Consider the following 18,471-nt stretch of genomic DNA (forward strand, 5'->3'; position numbering starts at 1 on the left):
CAAACGCTCCCTATCTTGGGCCGTGGTAAATATGGCAAAAGAAAAGATCATCCTCGGTCTCGATCCGGGCACAAACGTGATGGGGTATGGGCTCATCCTGGTGCGCAAGCCCAAAGTAGACCTGCTCCAGTTTGGGGTGATCCACCTCAGCAAATATGCCGGCCACGAGCTGCGGCTCAAGAAGATCTTCGAGCGCGTCATCAGCCTCATCGACGAGTTTAGTCCCGACGAAGTGGCGCTGGAAGCTCCCTTCTTTGGCAAGAACGTGCAGTCCATGCTCAAGCTTGGTCGCGCACAAGGGGTGGCGATTGCTGCCTCCCTGTCGCGCGAGATCCCGATCGTTGAATATGCACCCAAGAAGGTCAAGCAATCCGTGACGGGCAATGGCAACGCCTCCAAAGAGCAAGTGGCGCGGATGCTCATGGCCCAGTTTGCCATCAAAGAGCTCCCCAAGCTATTGGATGCCACCGACGCGCTGGCCGTAGCCTTGTGTCATCATTTTCAGAAAGGAGAAACCAAAGCAAAAACCAAAACCTGGGAAGCGTTTGTCAAGGAAAATCCAGGGCGCGCAAAATAAAATTAATACACCGCCGCGGGGCGTTGCCAAACTCGGCGGCATTCTATCTTTACGAAATTTCTCTCCATGAAGTCCCTTTTGGTTCTTTGTTTCAACGATCTGAAGAACGACGCCCGCGTCACCCGCCAGATCAACTTTTTGAAAGACAACTATCGCGTCACCGCCGCCTGTTTCGATGCCTATCCCGACCCGGCGCGCGAGCTCTATATCCTCAAAAAAACCAACCTCACCTTTTTCCGGAAAGCCATCACGTCCATATTTCTCCTCTTGGGAATCAACCGCATTGCCTACGCGCTGCTCCACGACTACAAGACCTACGTCGCCCCCCTCCGCGAACGCAAATTCGACATCATCATCGCCAACGACATCGAAGCCCTCCCCATGGCCTTCGACATCGCCGGAAAACACAGCAAAGTTTTTTTTGACGCCCACGAATATGCTCCCCGTCATTTTGAAGACCGACTGTACTGGCGTATTTTCTTCCAGCGCTTCAACACTGCGCTTTGCCGGAAATACATTCCGTTGACGGCGGGCATGTCCACCGTCGGCACTGGATTGGCCAACGAGTATGAAAAGCATTTCGGCGTAAAGCCCCTCATCATCACCAACGCCTCACCGTATGTACAGCATACGCCAAAGCCCGTCGACCACTATCCCATCAAACTCGTCCACCACGGTATCTTCAACATCTCGCGCCGCCCCGACCTCATGCTGGACATGATGGAAGGGCTGGGCGATCGCTTCACACTCGACCTCATCTACCTGTTGCCCGGCCACGCCTCACCCCAAACCCAGGAATACTTCGAAACTTTCAAAGCCCGCGCCGCCGCCATGGGCAACGTCAAAGTGCTCCCGGCCCTGAAAGGCAGCGAGATCGTGCCGACCCTGCATGCGCACTATGACATGGGGGTGATCCTCATTCCGCCGGTAAATTTCAATTATGAGAACGGTCTGCCCAATAAGCTTTTCGATGGCATTCAGGCACGCCTTGGCACCATAGGCGGTCCGTTAAGAGAGATCGCACAGATTGTGAAGCGTTATGATATTGGGGTGGTTTCGGAGGACTTCACGGCGCAGGGCATGGCAAATGCGTTGAAGGCTTTGACGAAGGAGGATGTCACGCGGTTTAAAATGAATACGCAGAAGGCTGCGGAGGAGTTGAGTGCGGAACACAATCAGGCTGTGTTGTTGGAGGCTTTGAAGAAGTTGGATTAGGTCCGCCGTTGTTGGTGTTCTTCACCCGACAACCCATTCGGCTCCCGCCGTTGTTGGTGTTCTTCACCAACAACCCATTCGGTGTGGCTCCTCTATAATTTGGTCAACAAATACATAGTTTCCACCGGGTCTCCATTGGGTCGTACACTTCGTTCATTGGCGCTCGCCATCCAATGTTGTTGGTGAAGAACACCAACAACGGCGAGACAAGGGCGGCGGATTAAAATATCAGCCGTATCACTTCAAATGCCTCCGCATATTCACTTCCAATCTGCACACCCCGAGCCTTCGCCAGCGAGAAAACAAATTGTTCAGAAATATAATCACGGTGCTGCTGTGATTCATAGGCCTTCAGCGCGTCGCTTTTCCGGCGAATATGTTCTTCCTTCAGTTGCACGAAGCAGCTGGTGCTGAAGGTGAGGTTGTTCCAGATCAGTTCGTAGCCCAGGATGGTGCGTTGTTTGAATGCGCGCAAACCTTCTTGTGCTACTGTGCTGTGGTCCTGGTGGATGTCGTTCAGGGACGGGAGCAGGACCAGGTCGGGGTTTATGCGTTTGCGCAGTTGGATCAGGCCTTCGAGGATTTCCTGGCGTACATAGTTGAGCTTGCGCACCTCGTAGTTGTAGATGATGAGGTTTTCGGGTTTGATGCCGAGCCGAAAGGTGGCGTTCTTCACTTCGGTTTTCAGGATGTCTTTGGGGAATCCTTCGGGTACGGACTGTTCGGCGGTGGAGAATGCGGCGTAGTAGACGTCGGCACCGCCTTCGATCAGTTTAGCGATGGTGCCGCCGGCGCCCAGTTCGCCGTCGTCGGTGTGGGGTGCCAGGACGAGCACGGTCCTGAATTTAGTAATGTCCATGCGGGTAGTTTGAGACGGAAATTTAAGGATTAAAAATCAGGAGACCGCTCGTTTGGGCAGTAATCAATCACCTTTCACGAGTGTGATATGCCCCTTTACTTGGCCGACGCAATCGTTTTTAAGTATATAAAAATAGACGCCGCTGGGAAGCGCTCCGCCATTCCAGTTGTTTTGGTAGTTGATGTTGTCATACACCCGTTCGCCCCAGCGATTGAACACGGTGAAGCGTGAGCCCAACAGGTTTGCCTCCACCACAAAGTTCTCGTTGAGCATATCGTTGCCCGGTGTGATCACGTTGGGGATCTTATCTATGTCTACCGTCAGCTTACTGATCTTGATCTTATCAGACGTCGTTCCGCAAGCATTGGAAACCTTCACCCAATATTCGCCGAAGTCGCGAACGGCAAAAGTTGAGTCGATGGAGCCGTCCTGCCATTCAAATTGAAAGCCCGCTGGCGCTTTTAATGGACTTAGTTTACGCGGTTTAAAATTACAGATCACCTCATCGTCGCCCAATGAAAAAACAGGCGGTGGCTGCATGAAACTGACGGCTATTGTGTCGGCATCGGATTCACAGGCGCCTGAAACTTTTACGGAATAATTCCCGGACGCTGTGACCACGATCGACGGCAACGTACTTCCTGTACTCCACAGGGTGGTTTTGTTGGCCAGACCGGCGGGTAAGGAGAGCGTGGTGTTGGTTTGCCCACAGATTTGTTTGTCGATACCCAAATCGACGTTGATGGTTGGTTCCGAGATTTTGGAGAACGTCACCGTGTCTGAAAAGCTTCCACAACTATTTTTCACCTTCAGCCAATACTTCCCAAAATTATTAACGAGCATTCCCTGGTTTTTCGAACCGTCCTGCCAGGTGAAGTCATAGTCAGCGGGCGGAGCCGTGAAAGGATTCAAAAAGCGTGCGTTCATGGTACATAGATTTTCATCCTGACCCAGTGAAAACGAGGAAGGTGAATGCTGGAAGTCTACCGCCACGGTATCGCGACTGAGGTTGCAATCGCCGACCTTGAGCCAGTACTCGCCGGATGTGCTCACGGTAATCGACGATGTCGTGGCGCCCGTGCTCCACAGAAAATCCATTCCACTAAATTGCGCAGGGGCTTGCAGCGTGTATGAGCTGTTATCGCATAGGCTGTGATCGGCACCCAAGTCCACGTCCAAGGCAACACAACATTGATACTTCATTAATTCTGTGCGCTGAAGGATGCCCGTCAGGGATTGATTGATCCAGGTGTCGACGCTGTTGTCTGTGCGTTGCTTGGCACAGACGGCGATATTGTTGTCGGCGTAGGCTGCGTCAAAAGTGACTCCACTATTCATGGTAGCCGCGAAAACGCCCATATAGGGTTTATCATATTCACCGGCGGCCAATCCTCCGGTTTGGGATGGAAGGCTATTGACAGCGTATACCTGAATGCCCGAAGGAGAACCCAAAACATTGCTGACCTTCAGTCGGTCAGTACCATAGGTCAACGTAACGGAGTTGCCCGTCCAGGATCCCGGATAAAGATACGTGCTCACATCGCCAATGGGAGCCGATGAATAGACGCGTTCAGGAGACCCGATCAATGCTCCGTTGAACCCATTTGATGACTTATCGAATACTGTGCTTCCTGTGGTTTCATCAAAGTTCCAATAGCCGATGAGGCCCGTTTCGTTGCCCTGAAGTTTTTTACACATCGTGTCTCGAATTTCCGTTTCCGAAAGCGCACGGTTCCAAACGCGGAACTCGTCCATGATTCCCTTGAACCGGTAATAGGTTCCGTTGCTAAACCAATATCCTAGTTTGGCTACTTCCGAGGGGGAATTGGAATGCATAGGCGCATCTGAATATCCTTCATAGCTCCCGCCCATGTTGACCCCGTTCACATAAATATCCATATTGGTTTTCCCCTTGAACACCACCGCGACATTCATCCACTTTCCCGTAGGATCATTCATGAGCGCGGCCTTGGATCTTCGATAAGCCGGATTATTGCCCCCCAAACCATCACCATAGGTCATGCCCACATGTTGGTGCGACGTAACTAACGCGACACCGTTATAGACCGGGGATCCATCCTGGCTGTCGAAAATGGGAACCAGTGTGCTAATGGAAGGATCCGTATAAACCCAGACGGAAAGGGTCACGGGCAGTGCAAGATTGTCGTAAATATTGCCTAAGTCTACATAGTCATCTATGCCATCAAACCGAATTGCTCTGCCTGAACCTGCATTGTCTGTCTGACATAATCCGGCAAGGGAATAAAAAAGGCCACAAAGGACCACCAAATACTTATTCATAACAGGAAAAAGGACGCAACTTGAATTGATTAAAACTGGGCTAGGACAAAGATAAAGATTTGCGTTTAATCTGCGACGCACTGGCTCCGGGATGTGCCTTTTTCACTTTATTCGCCAAATAATTCCTTGTAAAGGGCCAGTATCCGCTCATGGGAAAACACGTTCGCGATCCGGGACTTGTTCGATCCGCTATCCTGGATCACCTTTCCGGACGACACTTCCGCCAAGGCATGCCACTGAATATTCAACCGGGTCAGATCGGGAAGGGAGATGTTTTTATCGTGGAAGAAAACGGGCTTGTTCATGTACATCATCATCAAAATATTTCCATATCCCTGGGGACGAATGGTGTTCATGATGAGGCCATCGGTTTTAGAAAGCAGCGTCAAATATTCTTCAAATTTCATGTAGCGCTCCACAAATTCCAGGGTGCCCTGACGATAGTGAAGATTCTTTTTTAGAAATTTTATATACCGCGCATCACCATAGGAGATGGGGATCAGCAAATGCGCCTTCACCCCTTTTTCCTCAAGATAATTTACAACCTCCAGGTGATTGTTCGCCGGAGAGCCCGAATTGCCAACGATGTACACCGGTGTTTCATGATCTTCATTTTTGGCGGTGACCAGTTCATCAATTTTATGATAGGCCTGATTGTTCTCGTAAAAGAAGAAACGGAAATCCGCCGACAAAGGCAGATGATCCTTCGCAAAGCGATACTCCTCCTCCATCCAGGTGAGCACATTCTTTATTTTCGAAAGCGCCTGACGGCGATAAGGTGTCTGCGTTAGCCTGACCTTTAGTTCGTAGAGAAATTTTGTTACCGACCAATCCTTGTTGACGTAGCGTTGCCATGTCGTTGGACCGTAACAAAGTTTTTCCAGTTCTCTTAGATTGTAAAGATCACCACCCCACACCATCCAATGCAGTGCCTTGAATTTGTTCCTGGCCACCCAGCGATACAAGAGGGGCGTAAAGTAGTGGATGAACACCTGGTCATACTGAGAAGTATCCCCTACTATTTCCGAGAATGAACCAGAATTCAGTTTTGCAAACGGCAACTCATAGCGGATCGTCTGGAGGCGTTTTGCATTTGTACGCACGACGATCCGGTTGTTTTCCAATGCGCCGATCTCCTTGAGGTTATCGTAGAAAGCATTTATAAAACTGCTGTCGGGAACGATGTGAAGATTCATGCTACACGAAGAGGTTTGCCAGTTCGAGCGGTGACAGGGTTCTCCGGATCACACCGGGAACGCCGGCGATCACACAGTTGTCCGGCACATCCTTTGTGATCACGGCCCCTGCGCCAACCACCACATTCTGACCAACGCGTACTTTTGGCAGGATGACTGCATTGGTTCCCAACACCGAATAGTCACCGATCGAACAACTTCCCGTGATCCGGACGCCCGGCGACAACTCCACAAAATTACCGATAACACTATCGTGGGACAGAATGCAACCCGGATTGATCAGACATCCGGAACCGATGGTGACATGACTGGTGATGATGGTTCCCGAAAGGATGTTACATCCGTCGCCAATCTTGTTTTCAAAACGCCCGATGTCGGTGTTGGGGCTCACGGTTGAGGCTAGCTTCCCTCCGGCTTCCAAAAAACGTTGACAGAGCCGGTAGCGAAACACGGGGTTGCCCAGCCCGAGGGTGAATCGTAGATCACCCGTTTGTTGGAAAACCTTTTTTACGTCCTCCATCGTGCGCAGCACCGGGAAGCGGTTCACCAATTTTTCCGGAACGGGGTTCGACAGGTCGTCGAAAAAATAGAGGTTCTCCAGGTCGTTGCATTGGGCCAGGATCTCCAGCACTTCCTTTGCAAAACCTTTGGCACCGGCAACGACCATGCTATATCAATTGTTTTGAACCCGCAAAATGATCCTGAAAATCATATCGATCTCTTCCGGCGACAATGTGTCGTATAGCGGCAGACAGAGTACGCGTTTCGCCACGGAATGTGTCACTTCACAAGGCGCCTTTTTCTCCACATAAGGAAGATCCTCCAGCGACGGGAAGAAATAGCGGCGTGGTGTTACCCAGTTCTGCTGGAGCGTGTCCACGACGCGCAACAACAGCTCCTCGGAGTTGAAGATCACCGGGTAATACGCATAGTTATACGTGACATGGTCGGGCACCACCGGGCGCGTGCCCTGGAAGGTTCCCAAAAATTTATTGTAGTGTTCCGAGAGCTTGCGACGTGTTTCAATGATCTGGTCGACATATTTCAGGTTGACCAACCCCATGGCGGCGTGGAACTCTGAATTCTTTCCATTGATGCCGAGGTCGGCGAAACGTTCGGGACCGTCGTGACCAAAATTGCGCAAGTAGGCCATCCGTTTCAAAAGCTCGGGGTCGCGCGTCACCACCGCGCCACCTTCGATGGTGTGATAGAGCTTGGTCGCATGAAAGCTGCAGGTACTGATATCGCCATACTCAAACACGGATCGTCCTTTGTACTTCACGCCGAAGGCATGCGCACCATCGTAGATCACTTTGAGATTTCTTCTTTTCGCGATCTCGTCAATGACCTCCACTTCACACGGGTTTCCATAGACGTGCGTCGCCAGGATAGCGGATGTGCGCGGGGTGATGGCAGCTTCGATCTTCTTGGGATCGATGTTGCACGTCACGGGGTCGATGTCGACGAACACCGGGGTGCAGCCTTCCCAAACGATACTGCTGGTCGTCGCCACATAGGAAAAAGGCGTCGTGATGATCTCCCCTTTCAGGTCCAGGGCTTTGATGGCAAGCTGAATGGCGATGGTGCCGTTGGTGACAAACAGCAAGTGCTTCAGCCCGAGGAAATCTTTCAGCCGAAGTTCCAGCTCGTTAACGAGCGGTCCGTTATTGGTAAGCCAGTTGCGTTTCCAGATATCTTGCAGATACTGTTCGTATTCCTGGATCGGTGGCAAAAAGGGTTTCGTGACGGGGATCATTTACGTTTGAAAATAGGCTATTCCCAGGCAATGTTACAAATTTCTATCCTTATCGCTTTGCCTGGAGGGGATTTATGAGCTTTAATTCTTTCCGGTAGGCCCACCAGAGCAATCCCCCACAACTCAACACATAAAGCACGTGCATGCCCGTGGGATAGAATTTTGCCACCGTCGGCTCCAGCAACGCGATGGTCACAAACATGATCACGGGCGCCATCACGATCTTAAAGAAATTGAAACGGAAGACGAACCGCTTCATATTCATCCGCAAAAGGACCACCTCCACCATCACGCTGAGCAATGAAGCCACGATGACACCATAGACCTGGAGGTAGCGGATCAGGAGGACCATGCCGAGGATCTTCACAGAAGAGATGACCAGGTAGATCACCGGCAAGGGCTTCGAATATTTCAATATGCCATAGGGCACAGAGAAGAATAGCCGCATCGTTCGGAAAAGATAAATGAGGGCCAGGTAGGGTATGTAGTCGATGGCTTGCTGATACGACGGCTTGCGCACAAACATCTCGATGCCCCATGGAAGCGCCAATATGCTCCCACACACCATGAGCATGACCACCGCCGTGAGCCCGTGATAATAGCGGTTCACTTCCGGCACGGACCCTTTTTCCGACTGGGCAATGAGCGTGCTCACCACCTTTGGATAAAACGAGTTGTGCAGGCTGTTCATCAGGAGTTCGATGGGGATCAGGCATTTGATAGCAAAGTCATAAACACCTACATCGCCCAGCAGCAGAAAGAAAAGCATGAGGATGCGATCGAACTGGTTGATGACCCACTGCTGAAGCTGATACAAGAAGGTATAGGCATTAAAACTGAACGACGACCGCAGCCAGGCAAAGTCATAGTGAAACCCGAATTCCCTGAAGATCCTGAAAAGCGCCCAGAGCCCGGGGATGAGCGAAGCCACAAACCGGCCGGTAACGGGCCCGATAAGCGTGCCAGGATAAAGTATCAATCCCGCGATGGTGAGCGACGCGATCAGCGAAAACGAAACCACATTCGACCAGAAAAAAAGCTCCGGCTTCTCGCGGCTTTGCAACAAACTGCTGTGCACTTTAAAGATGGCCTGGAAGATGCCAGCCCCAACCGAAACCAGCCCATAGGGATAGAAAGAAACATTTTTGTTGGACAACACCATCCGGAAAACAAAATCGCCCGAAGCCGTCAGCACCAGTCCCACACCCAGACCGGCCAGCAGCATAAAGACAAACGCCGAACTGATGAACCGCGACAACTTCTGCGGGTCGCCTTTCAGCTCGTGAAAATGAATGTACACCGACGTATCAAAACTGAACGTCACCAGGATCTGCACCAGCAAGGAAAAGACCAGATACACCGACAAGGCTCCATACAAGTCGGTCGACAGGTGAAGGATATAGAAAGGCAACAAAATAAAACCACTCGCCAACGGCAGCGTGCCGGCCAGCGTGTAGATAAGGGAGCTCTTGATGAAACCTTTGCTGATCAATTTTTCAATGCTTCAGAATGACAAACGATTTACAGAATTTCCTAAAATGTATCGGCAGCCTCATAACAATTCCGTCAGTTTCCTGGTGATCTCGCGACGCGAATAGTCCGTACCGGAATGCTGCTTGAGGGAAGCCGTTGCCGCTTTCCATTGCGCGTAGTGAAAGGCAACTTTCGCCTGGAGGACGTCACCTTTGTTGCCATCGATCATGTCGCCGGCGCCGGTCTCGTTCAGCAGGTGTGCTGCGTCGCCGTCTTCGGGGCCCGTGGCGATAATGGGAAGGCCCGTGGCCAGGTATTCAAAAAGTTTACCGGGCATGTAGCCTTCTGCATCTTTGTAACCCGTAAGCACGAGGAGCAGCAGGGCGGCGTCGCCATACTTGCCGATCAACACTTTGTGAGGAACATTCGGCGTGAACAATGTGAGCGAAGAAAGTATTTCAGAGGCCATCACAAAAGCCCTGAACTGCGGGTGTACCTCGCCCACAAAATCGACGACCACTTGCGTGCGGAATTCCGGGTCCTTCGCGGCCAACGCCTCCACCGCCCGCATGAAGGGCCGCGGGTCGCATTTCTCGTTGACAATGCCGGCGTGGCGGATCACGAATTTATCCGGCCGCCGGATCGTCAGCGACGCAAAGTCGTCTTCGTCATAGCCGTTGGTCAGCAGGTTCACCGGGCGTCCCGAAAGGGCTTCGAATCTTCGAACGTAAAATGGGGTGATCGTCGTCACGATGTCGGCGAGTTTCAACACGCGCGCCTCCCATTTCCGGTGCTGGTTCAGGGCGCGCGGCCCCACCTTCAAACTTTCCCACAAACCCCACTCGCTCCAGGGATCGCGAAAGTCGGCAATCCACCGCAGCGCGGGATTCTTTTTCTTGAGACGATAGCCGATGAGGTGCATGCTGTGTGGCGGCCCCGTGGTGACGATGGTCGTGATCTGCTTCTCGCGAAGAAAGCCATCGAGGAACTTTACGGACGGCCTCACCCAAAACACACGCGGGTCTGGGATGAGCAGGTTGCCGCGGATCCACGTACTCACTTTTTGAAAGGTCGACATCTGCTTGCCCGACACCAGGTCCGTTGGCTTGGCCGATTTCTTTTTTCCCAGCAACGACGAAAGCTTGAAGAACGCATCGTAAGGTTCCCAGATGGGAAAGCGGATGACCTCGGCTTGCCGGGGAATGTTTGCGGCCAGCGATTCGTCACGAATGTCGAACGAAGGATTTTCCGGTGTGAACACGTAGGGCGTCCATCCTAAACCGGGTAGGTACTTGACGAACTTCAGCCACCGCTGCACGCCGCTGCCACCGCTGGGCGGCCAGTAATACGTGATGATCAATACTTTCTTTTCGCTCATGCCGTTGGCGACGGGGTTCGAATATACGATTTACGCATTCTTGACGACTTCTATTATTTTTTCAACCTCGGCCGGGCCAAACCACTGCACCTGCAGGTCGCGTGTGAACCACGTGAGCTGGCGTTTGGCATATCGCCGCGAGTTTCGCTTCAACAAACGAATGGCCTCCTCGCGATCGTACTGCCCTTCCATAAAATCGAAGATCTCCTGGTAGCCCACCGTTTGCAGGGCGTTGATCGCCCGCAGCGGATACAAGGCTTCCGCTTCCGCGAACAATCCGGTCTCGATCATCAGATCCATCCGCCGGTCGATGCGTTCATACAATACTTCCCGGGGCAAGGTCAGGCCGATTTTTACAATGGTGAACGGATGCTGTAACGTATTTTTTTTCCGGAACGATGCAATGGAGAGCCCGGTGCCCAACTTCACTTCCAACGCGCGCATGAGGCGGTGGGGATTTTTTTGGTCGATGGTGGCGTAAAGATGTGGGTCGTGCTCCTGCATCAGCGCTTGTAACGCTTCAATGCCGTCGCGTTCATAGGTAGCCAAAAGTTCTTCCCGGATTTGTGCAGGCACTTCCGGAATGTCGTCAAATCCTTCACAAACTGCTTTCACATAGAGGCCCGAACCACCGCAGAGGATCACCTCGTTGTGCCGTTCAAATAATCGGTGAATCACCTCCAGCGCATCTTGTCCGTATTGCGCGGCGTCGTAGGCCTCGTGGATGGAATGGCTGTCGATGAAATGATGGGGCACCTGCGCCAACTCTGCCCCTGTGGGTTTGGCCGTGCCGATGCTTAACTCCCTGAAGATCTGGCGCGAATCGGCCGAAACGATCTCGGTCCGAAAATGTTTTGCGAGCGTGATGGCCACGGCCGTTTTGCCTACGGCGGTAGGGCCCACAACCACGATCAGTTTCTTAACGTGCTCCAAGCCTGCAAGGTACGGCAGAACCGCGGATCCAAAGAAATCCAGGGGGCTAAAACGTTCGGACTTTCCCCTGTTTCTTCGTATCTTGCCGCCAGAAATAGCATAGCATGATCAAGTACACCAACCAATTTTTACTCAAATTCGAGGACATGATCGCGGAATCGGACTATACGCTGCGGTACGAAAAGGGTACGTTCAAGTCGGGTTACTGCGTATTGAAGGAGCAGAAGATCATCATCATCAATAAGTTCTACACCACGGAAGGCAAAATCAACGCCCTCCTTGAAATCCTGAAACACGTGACGCTGGACGGCACGCGTTTCACCGAAAAAAGCCAGAAGCTTTACGAAGAACTGCATCACACTGAAGCCGCTTGAAAATAACGTTCCTCGGCACCGGTACATCGCAGGGAGTGCCCGTCATTGGCTGCCGCTGCGAAGTATGCCAGTCGCTGGATTTCAGGAACAAACGCCTCCGCACCTCCATTCGCGTTGAGATCTCCGGCCAAAGCTTTGTCGTAGACACCGGCCCCGATTTCCGCCAACAAATGCTCCGCGAAAATGTGCAGCGCCTCGACGCGGTGATCTTCACCCACGCCCACCGCGACCACACCGCCGGGCTGGACGACGTGCGCGCCTACAACTTCATGCAGAACAGCGACATGCCTGTGTATGGCCGGCAGGAGGTTTTGGACCAGCTCAAAATGGAGTTTGCCTATGCCTTTGCGAAAGATGCCTACCCCGGCCTCCCGCGCATAACACTCAACCAAATCGATGAAAGGCCCTTCGAACTGAACGGCGTTCCCATAACACCCCTCCCCGTGCTCCACTTGCGTCTGCCCGTGCTGGGGTTTCGTTTTGGAAACTTCAGCTACATCACCGATGCCAACATTATTCCGGAAGAAACCCTGGACCGCCTGAAGGGCACCGAAGTGCTGGTGCTGAACGCCCTGCAGATCGAATCGCACGTCTCCCACTTCAACCTGAGCGAGGCGCTGGCCATGATCGACCGCATCAAACCGGCCAAAGCCTATCTCACCCACATCAGTCACAAGCTTGGACTCCATGGCGCGGTGGAAAAGAAATTGCCGGAGAATGTTTCGTTGGCCTACGATGGCCTGCAGGTTGAACTGCAATAGACCCGGTCTGGAAAAAACAAGTTTAAAAAAGAAGGGCCAGCTTTTGGCCGGCCCACCCCATACAGGGCTATTCGATTATTACTTTCCGAATCGCATTGTTCCCAAAATCCGTCACATAAAGATTGCCGTCCGCATCCAGATCAACGCCAAGGGGTGCGTTGAATAGCGCCTCGTGACCGGAACCATCCAGGAAGCCCGATGTACCCAATCTGCCGGCGATCGTTGTCACTTGGCCCGAGGGGGTGATCATTCTGATGCTGTGATTGGCGTAGTCACCAATATAAATATTTCCATCCTGGTCTATGGCCATGCCTCCAAGTTCGCCTCCAAACAGCGCGACATCGGGCGGTCCATCCTTCGCTCCGGCGCCACCACCGGCCAGCGTGGTCACACTGCCGTCGCTCAGCTTTCTTATTTTTGTGTTTTTATTTTCCGCGATGTAAACATCTCCCCGGGCACTGGCTATCGCCGCGGAAGGCGCGTTAAATTTCGCGGTGGCCGCGGCACCATCTTGGTATCCTCCATTTCCTTTGCCGGGTGTGCCGGCGATGGTTGTAACGTTTCCTGCAGATGTCACCTTCCGGATCACATTGCCAGCCGTTTCCGCCACGTAGAGGTCCCCTGCAGCACTCATCTGCACGAACTGCGCACCATTGAAACCCGCGGCTGTTCCTATCCCGTCGATGGTCTTACCTTGGTTTGTCGACGAACCTGCCAGCGTCGTCACTTTACCGCTCACATCGATCTTGCGTATGAATGCACTTTCGGATATATAAAAATTACCCTGGTTATCTTGTGTGATGCCATTGATGTGTCCGAATTTAGCTTTCAATGGATTATCGTCATCCTTATACCCTTGCGTCGATCCTGCAAAGGTGGTGACAACACCGTTGGGAGTGATCTTTCGAACTCTTGTATTCCCAAATTCGCCGGCATAGATGTTTCCATCTTTCGCCACCACCAAATCATACACGCCATTAAATTGTGCAGCGGCGCCTGTCCCGTCGGCCTTTCCCTTGGTTCCACCGGCTATGGTTTGAACGGTGTAGGTATACTCATACTGAAAGTCTGGACCAACGAAATGCTGATCACCCAACACCACATTTACTTTGCCCGATCCCGCGCGCAAAGGGACTTCCACGATCAACGCAGTGGCGGTTGCCGATTTCACAACAGCGTCCTTGCCGTTGAAGGTCACTTTATTGTCTGATGGCGTTGTGCTAAACCCGGTTCCGGTAATGGTGACTTCCCAGTGCTTAGGTCCGCTGGCCGGTTGCAACGCTGTTATCGTGAGGTTGGGTATCACGGTGAAGACACTGCCGGCTATGGTTTTGTCTTTCACTCCTACGGTGATGGGACCGGTGGTGGCACTGGCCGGGATAGTAACCACTAATTGTACAGCGGTCGCGCTCTTCACCGTGGCGGCAACGCCGTTCACTTTCACGATGTTTTCCGCCGGCGTTGCGCTGAAGCCTGTGCCCGTGATGGTCACATCGATCCCAACCAGTCCGCTGGACGGCGTAATCGCCGCGATCGTCAACGGCACGGGTGTCACCACCGTAAAATTGGGACCCGTGGCCGTCTGTCCGTTCACCGTAACCACCACGGCACCCGTAACGGCTCGGTCAGGAACAATGGCCACGATCTGCATAGTTGACGCACTCTTTATCGCGGCCGGCACGCCGCTAAAAGTAACAGCATTGGCCGATACCTGGTCGCTGAAATTAACACCCGCTATCGTGACTTCGGTACCAATCTCGCCCTGAACAGGATTGATGGAGGTAATAGCAGGAACGGGAAGCTGATCATCTTTCTTGCACGATGCCAGGCACATCAAACCGATCATGACAATGCCCGCATAGAAGCTAAACGGAAAAGGCATTTTTCTTCGTTTGTTTTTCATACATGTATTGGTTTTTTTATTTGTCACCAAAAATATTTTGGTTTACTGCAATGGCATTTCAGTGAGATTCTATATACCTATCCCTATCCGCCAATTTCTGTCTCCAGAAACTAAACACTACCTTTCAGCGTGCATAACAACTATTTTTTCCTTCGCCAACTTGTGGTGCCCTTACAAAAGACACTGACCGGGTCTGTCGTTTCGGAATGTTATAGTCAGAACAAAGACGAACTGATCATCCGGTTCGAAACGAGAGGCGAACCCTATTTTGTGAAAGCCTGCCTGCTGTCGTCCTTTTCGTGTCTTTCCTTTCCCGAGACCTTCCACCGTGCGCGAAAGAACAGCGCCGATCTGTTTGGGAACCTCATCGGCCAGCGCGTGGAGCGCATTTTTGTGTTTGACAATGAAAGGAGCTTTGCCATAGCGTTCGGCAACCACATCACGTTGTTGTTCAAATTGCACGGCAACCGGTCCAACATCATCTTGTTTAAAGACGATGCGATCGACGAGCTTTTTAAGAATAATATCCTGGAGGATGAAACACTGACACTGGAACAGCTGCATCGCCCGATCGATTGGTCGTACGAGAACTTCGTCCAACACCAGGATGATTTGCCCGCGGTTTATTTTACCTTCGGAAAATGGGTGTGGCGCTATCTGAATGAACAGGGATTTGCTGCGAAGACGCTCGACGAAAAATGGACCGCCCTCCAAAACCTGTTGCAAGACTTGAATGATCCCTCCTACTACCTCACCGAAGCCGACGGAAAGATCGTGTTCTCCCTCCTCCCCACCGGAAAGATCACCAAGACCTTTCGCGACCCCGTTGCCGCCATCAACGATTTCTTCCTCACCTACTCGCAGCAGGACACCTTGGGGCGCGAAAAATCGTCCCTGCTTTCCACGCTCAAAGCAAAATTGCAGGCCACCGAAAATTATTATGCCAAGACACGAGAGAAACTGGAAGAACTGCAAGGCGACAATAACTACAAAATCTGGGCCGACCTCATCATGGCCCACCTCCACGCCATCAAACCCGGCACAGAGCGCGTCACGCTTCCTAATTTCTACCTGGAGAATCACCCCACAGAGATCAAACTGAAGAAAGACCTCTCGCCCCAAAAGAATGCCGAGGTATTTTATAAGAAGTCAAAAAAGCAACAGCTGGAAATGCAGCGGCTGCAACAGATCCTCGAACAAAAACAACGGGAACGCGAAGGCGTGCAGAAGCAATTGCTCGAAGCCGAAGCGCTCACCACCATAAAAAGCCTGCGCCCTTTCGCCGAAGGTTTAGGATGGAGCAAGGAAAAAGAGAAACAACCGAAACCCCTGCCCTATCACGAAACCGAATACAACGGCTACCGCATCTGGGTGGGCCGCAACGCCCAGGCCAACGATGAACTCACGCTGAAGTACGGCTACAAAGAAGATCTCTGGCTTCACGCCAAAGACGTGGCCGGATCGCATGTGCTCATCAAGCATCAAGCGGGAAAAAATTTTCCGAAAGATGTCATTGAGCGCGCCGCACAGTTGGCGGCCTATCACTCCAAAAGAAAGACCGATACGTTATGTCCCGTGGTGGTGGTGCCGCGGAAATTTGTAAGAAAAAGAAAAGGCGATCCGGCGGGGGCCGTTGTGGTTGACCGGGAAGATGTTATTATGGTAGAACCGAAACGATAGTCCGGTCCTTCAAACGTACAGCGTTTTTCGTTGTATACCCAACACGATATAATAGGCAAACGTGATCCAGAAAGAATATTCGGGCAACAACGACACCCACGTGTGGCTTTCCATCCAGTGCATCATCACCAGCCAGGCGATGGTGAATTGAAGCGAAACCGTCAATACCTTCAAGATATCCAGCAGTTGCTTTTGCTTCTTTGACAGAAAATGGATGAAATACAGCACCGTCATGGCGGGTAGTGACACGGCCAGGAGCTCGTCGGCTCCTGCGTAGTGCAATATTTTAAATGCCACACCGACTTCGGCAGCGAATCCGATCACATACGCGAGAAAGAAGTATCGCCGATCCACAAACGTGCCGTGGGTCAGCATGATCCAGGTCGCCGCGATCTTCGCCAACAGCCACCCGTTCGACTCCAGGGTGTGGTCAGACGGATTCACAAAGAGGCCCACGAAAATCAATAGGCACGTCAGGATGATCCGGGTTGTATTATTAATCTTCATTCGAAAACCATAGCCATTAACATGGAAACATAATGCTATAAAAAAAAAGTGCTGTAGACCATGGGCTACAGCACTTTTCCTATACATCGATGGAGAAAATTCCCTCCAAATTATTTCACCGTATTGATCTTCAACGTATTGGTCCGTGCCTTCTCCTGGATCGGCATGCTGGCCAGCACGATAAAGATATCGCCCGACTTCACATGACCTGCCGCCTTGAGGGTAGCCTCCACGTCGGCGATGGTCTCGTCGGTAGAGTTGGTCTTGTCATAATAATACGCTTGCGCACCCCACACCAGGTTGATCTTGTTCAACAACGCCTTGTTGGGCGTGAACACAAAGATGTTGGCATTAGGTCGGTAGGCCGACGACTGGTAGGCCGTGTACCCTGATTGCGTCATGCCCACGATGGCTTTGGCGCCCACGTCTTTTGCCAGCTTACAGGCCGCCAGCACAAAGTTGTCGTGGATATAGTTGGGTGACTTCTTGTCCACTTCGCGGAAGCGGTAGTAGATGGCCGCATTCTTTTCTACGGAGGCAATGGTGCGCACCATGCTGCGGATCACTTCCAGGGGATATCTTCCCGAGGCGGTTTCGGCCGAAAGCATCAGGGCGTCCGCGCCATCCATGACGGCGTTGGCCACGTCGTTAGTTTCTGCGCGGGTGGGACGGGGGTTTTCGATCATGCTCTCCATCATCTGGGTGGCCACGATCACCGGTTTGCCGGCCTTGTTACATTTTTCAACCAGCATCTTTTGTACCATCGGCACTTCTTCCATCCAGATCTCTACGCCGAGGTCACCGCGGGCAACCATCACACCATCAGTGGCTTCGATGATCTCGTCGATGTTGCTGAGGGCTTCGGGCTTTTCGATCTTGGCCACGATCCGGGCTTCCGAGCCGTGCTTCTTCATGATCTCCCGCATAGAATGAATATCCTCAGCCTTCCGCACAAACGAAAGGGCGATCCAGTCCACATCGTTGGCCAGGCCAAACATGAGGTCTTTCAGGTCTTTTTCGGTTAGCGACGGGGCCGACACCTTGGTAAAGGGGAGGTTGATCCCCTTGCGGGACTTGAGCGGGCCGCCGTACACCACTTCGGTGACAACGTCTTCGCCGCGGACTTCTTTCACTTTCAGCTCGATCTTGCCGTCGTCGATGAGGATCATGTCGCCGACTTTCACGTCTTTATTGAGGGTCTTATAAGAGGTGCTCACGATCTCCCGGTTGCCCAGCAGCTCGCGCGTGGTGATGATCAGGGTTTGGCCGCCTTCAATGACGATGCCGGGTTCCATTTCGTTGACACGGATCTTAGGGCCCTGGAGGTCCTGGAGCAAGCTAATCTGGCTGCCCAGCTCAATGTTGAGCTCGCGCACGTTGTTGATGACTTTGAGGTGGTCTTCGTGGGTTCCGTGGGAGAAGTTCAGACGAAAAACGTCCACGCCTTCTTTGATCAGCGCACGGAGCATTTCCTTGGAGTTAGAGGCAGGGCCGACAGTGGCAACAATTTTCGTTTTGTTGAACGATTCTTTTTCTAGCATAAGGTTTAAAGGTATTT

General features: G+C 52.2%; 16 protein-coding genes. 5 read left to right on the forward strand and 11 right to left on the reverse strand.

What is annotated here, in order from left to right:
• Positions 1 to 31: 31 nt before the first annotated feature.
• Together ruvC and BUB30_RS08430 are read left to right on the forward strand one after the other, a co-directional pair.
• On the forward strand, positions 32 to 577 hold the full coding sequence (gene ruvC / locus BUB30_RS08425) for a crossover junction endodeoxyribonuclease RuvC (protein WP_073132720.1): 546 nt from the start codon (positions 32 to 34) through the stop codon (positions 575 to 577).
• 66 nt (positions 578 to 643) lie between these two features.
• On the forward strand, positions 644 to 1,792 hold the full coding sequence (locus tag BUB30_RS08430; protein WP_073132722.1) for a glycosyltransferase family protein: 1,149 nt from the start codon (positions 644 to 646) through the stop codon (positions 1,790 to 1,792).
• Positions 1,793 to 2,012: 220 nt separating this feature from the next.
• Here the strand turns inward: BUB30_RS08430 and BUB30_RS08435 are convergent, their stop codons facing one another.
• The 8 genes from BUB30_RS08435 to miaA form a co-directional block, all read right to left on the reverse strand.
• Complete coding sequence (locus BUB30_RS08435) at positions 2,013 to 2,651, reverse strand: PIG-L deacetylase family protein (protein ID WP_073132723.1); 639 nt, start codon at positions 2,649 to 2,651, stop codon at positions 2,013 to 2,015.
• Positions 2,652 to 2,714: 63 nt separating this feature from the next.
• Positions 2,715 to 4,952 carry a LamG-like jellyroll fold domain-containing protein gene (locus BUB30_RS08440; RefSeq protein WP_073132725.1) on the reverse strand — a complete coding sequence of 746 codons (2,238 nt, stop codon included), beginning with the start codon at positions 4,950 to 4,952 and terminating at the stop codon, positions 2,715 to 2,717.
• 107 nt (positions 4,953 to 5,059) lie between these two features.
• Positions 5,060 to 6,148 (reverse strand): TDP-N-acetylfucosamine:lipid II N-acetylfucosaminyltransferase family protein, encoded by a 1,089-nt coding sequence (locus BUB30_RS08445; protein ID WP_073132726.1) that lies wholly within the window; start codon positions 6,146 to 6,148, stop codon positions 5,060 to 5,062.
• 1 nt (position 6,149) lies between these two features.
• Positions 6,150 to 6,815: an acetyltransferase gene (locus BUB30_RS08450; RefSeq protein WP_073132728.1), complete on the reverse strand. Its 666-nt coding sequence runs from the start codon at positions 6,813 to 6,815 to the stop codon at positions 6,150 to 6,152.
• A gap of 6 nt (positions 6,816 to 6,821) precedes the next feature.
• Positions 6,822 to 7,904 (reverse strand): DegT/DnrJ/EryC1/StrS family aminotransferase, encoded by a 1,083-nt coding sequence (locus tag BUB30_RS08455; RefSeq protein ID WP_073132729.1) that lies wholly within the window; start codon positions 7,902 to 7,904, stop codon positions 6,822 to 6,824.
• 49 nt (positions 7,905 to 7,953) lie between these two features.
• Positions 7,954 to 9,396 carry a lipopolysaccharide biosynthesis protein gene (locus tag BUB30_RS08460; protein WP_073132731.1) on the reverse strand — a complete coding sequence of 481 codons (1,443 nt, stop codon included), beginning with the start codon at positions 9,394 to 9,396 and terminating at the stop codon, positions 7,954 to 7,956.
• Positions 9,397 to 9,456: 60 nt separating this feature from the next.
• Positions 9,457 to 10,755 carry a glycosyltransferase gene (locus BUB30_RS08465; RefSeq protein WP_073132733.1) on the reverse strand — a complete coding sequence of 433 codons (1,299 nt, stop codon included), beginning with the start codon at positions 10,753 to 10,755 and terminating at the stop codon, positions 9,457 to 9,459.
• A gap of 30 nt (positions 10,756 to 10,785) precedes the next feature.
• Positions 10,786 to 11,688, reverse strand: coding sequence for a tRNA (adenosine(37)-N6)-dimethylallyltransferase MiaA (miaA, locus tag BUB30_RS08470; protein WP_073132735.1), 903 nt, complete (start codon positions 11,686 to 11,688; stop codon positions 10,786 to 10,788).
• A 104-nt stretch (positions 11,689 to 11,792) separates the two neighbouring features.
• Here miaA and BUB30_RS08475 point away from each other — a divergent pair, with 104 nt between their 5' ends.
• Both BUB30_RS08475 and BUB30_RS08480 read left to right on the forward strand, forming a co-directional pair.
• Complete coding sequence (locus BUB30_RS08475) at positions 11,793 to 12,062, forward strand: hypothetical protein (RefSeq protein WP_073132737.1); 270 nt, start codon at positions 11,793 to 11,795, stop codon at positions 12,060 to 12,062.
• Complete coding sequence (locus BUB30_RS08480) at positions 12,059 to 12,823, forward strand: MBL fold metallo-hydrolase (RefSeq protein WP_073132739.1); 765 nt, start codon at positions 12,059 to 12,061, stop codon at positions 12,821 to 12,823. Before BUB30_RS08475 ends, BUB30_RS08480 begins: the two co-directional genes overlap by 4 nt.
• Before the next feature lie 67 nt (positions 12,824 to 12,890).
• Here the strand turns inward: BUB30_RS08480 and BUB30_RS34540 are convergent, their stop codons facing one another.
• Complete coding sequence (locus tag BUB30_RS34540) at positions 12,891 to 14,726, reverse strand: IPT/TIG domain-containing protein (protein WP_084137970.1); 1,836 nt, start codon at positions 14,724 to 14,726, stop codon at positions 12,891 to 12,893.
• 129 nt (positions 14,727 to 14,855) lie between these two features.
• Between BUB30_RS34540 and BUB30_RS08500 the strand changes: the two genes are divergently transcribed.
• On the forward strand, positions 14,856 to 16,406 hold the full coding sequence (locus BUB30_RS08500) for an NFACT RNA binding domain-containing protein (protein ID WP_073132740.1): 1,551 nt from the start codon (positions 14,856 to 14,858) through the stop codon (positions 16,404 to 16,406).
• Positions 16,407 to 16,415: 9 nt separating this feature from the next.
• On the opposite strand, the gene BUB30_RS08505 is transcribed toward BUB30_RS08500, so the two are convergent.
• Both BUB30_RS08505 and pyk read right to left on the reverse strand, forming a co-directional pair.
• Positions 16,416 to 16,913, reverse strand: a complete 498-nt coding sequence (locus tag BUB30_RS08505) for a hypothetical protein (protein WP_073132742.1) — start codon at positions 16,911 to 16,913, stop codon at positions 16,416 to 16,418.
• A 110-nt stretch (positions 16,914 to 17,023) separates the two neighbouring features.
• The gene (gene pyk / locus BUB30_RS08510; protein WP_073132744.1) at positions 17,024 to 18,454 is read right to left on the reverse strand and encodes a pyruvate kinase; all 1,431 of its coding nucleotides are present in this window, start codon (positions 18,452 to 18,454) and stop codon (positions 17,024 to 17,026) included.
• Positions 18,455 to 18,471: the final 17 nt, after the last annotated feature.

It is taken from the genome of Chryseolinea serpens (genome assembly GCF_900129725.1).
Lineage (GTDB): Bacteria > Bacteroidota > Bacteroidia > Cytophagales > Cyclobacteriaceae > Chryseolinea > Chryseolinea serpens.

Coding starts and splice junctions, on each gene's coding strand:
- BUB30_RS08440 (WP_073132725.1), bottom strand. CDS start 4,952: ATGAATAAGTATTTGGTGGTCCTTTGTGGCCTTTTTTATTCCCTTGCC.
- BUB30_RS08465 (WP_073132733.1), bottom strand. CDS start 10,755: ATGAGCGAAAAGAAAGTATTGATCATCACGTATTACTGGCCGCCCAGC.
- BUB30_RS34540 (WP_084137970.1), bottom strand. CDS start 14,726: ATGAAAAACAAACGAAGAAAAATGCCTTTTCCGTTTAGCTTCTATGCG.
- BUB30_RS08475 (WP_073132737.1), top strand. CDS start 11,793: ATGATCAAGTACACCAACCAATTTTTACTCAAATTCGAGGACATGATC.
- pyk (WP_073132744.1), bottom strand. CDS start 18,454: ATGCTAGAAAAAGAATCGTTCAACAAAACGAAAATTGTTGCCACTGTC.
- ruvC (WP_073132720.1), top strand. CDS start 32: ATGGCAAAAGAAAAGATCATCCTCGGTCTCGATCCGGGCACAAACGTG.
- BUB30_RS08505 (WP_073132742.1), bottom strand. CDS start 16,913: ATGAAGATTAATAATACAACCCGGATCATCCTGACGTGCCTATTGATT.
- BUB30_RS08445 (WP_073132726.1), bottom strand. CDS start 6,148: ATGAATCTTCACATCGTTCCCGACAGCAGTTTTATAAATGCTTTCTAC.
- BUB30_RS08450 (WP_073132728.1), bottom strand. CDS start 6,815: ATGGTCGTTGCCGGTGCCAAAGGTTTTGCAAAGGAAGTGCTGGAGATC.
- BUB30_RS08430 (WP_073132722.1), top strand. CDS start 644: ATGAAGTCCCTTTTGGTTCTTTGTTTCAACGATCTGAAGAACGACGCC.
- BUB30_RS08455 (WP_073132729.1), bottom strand. CDS start 7,904: ATGATCCCCGTCACGAAACCCTTTTTGCCACCGATCCAGGAATACGAA.
- BUB30_RS08435 (WP_073132723.1), bottom strand. CDS start 2,651: ATGGACATTACTAAATTCAGGACCGTGCTCGTCCTGGCACCCCACACC.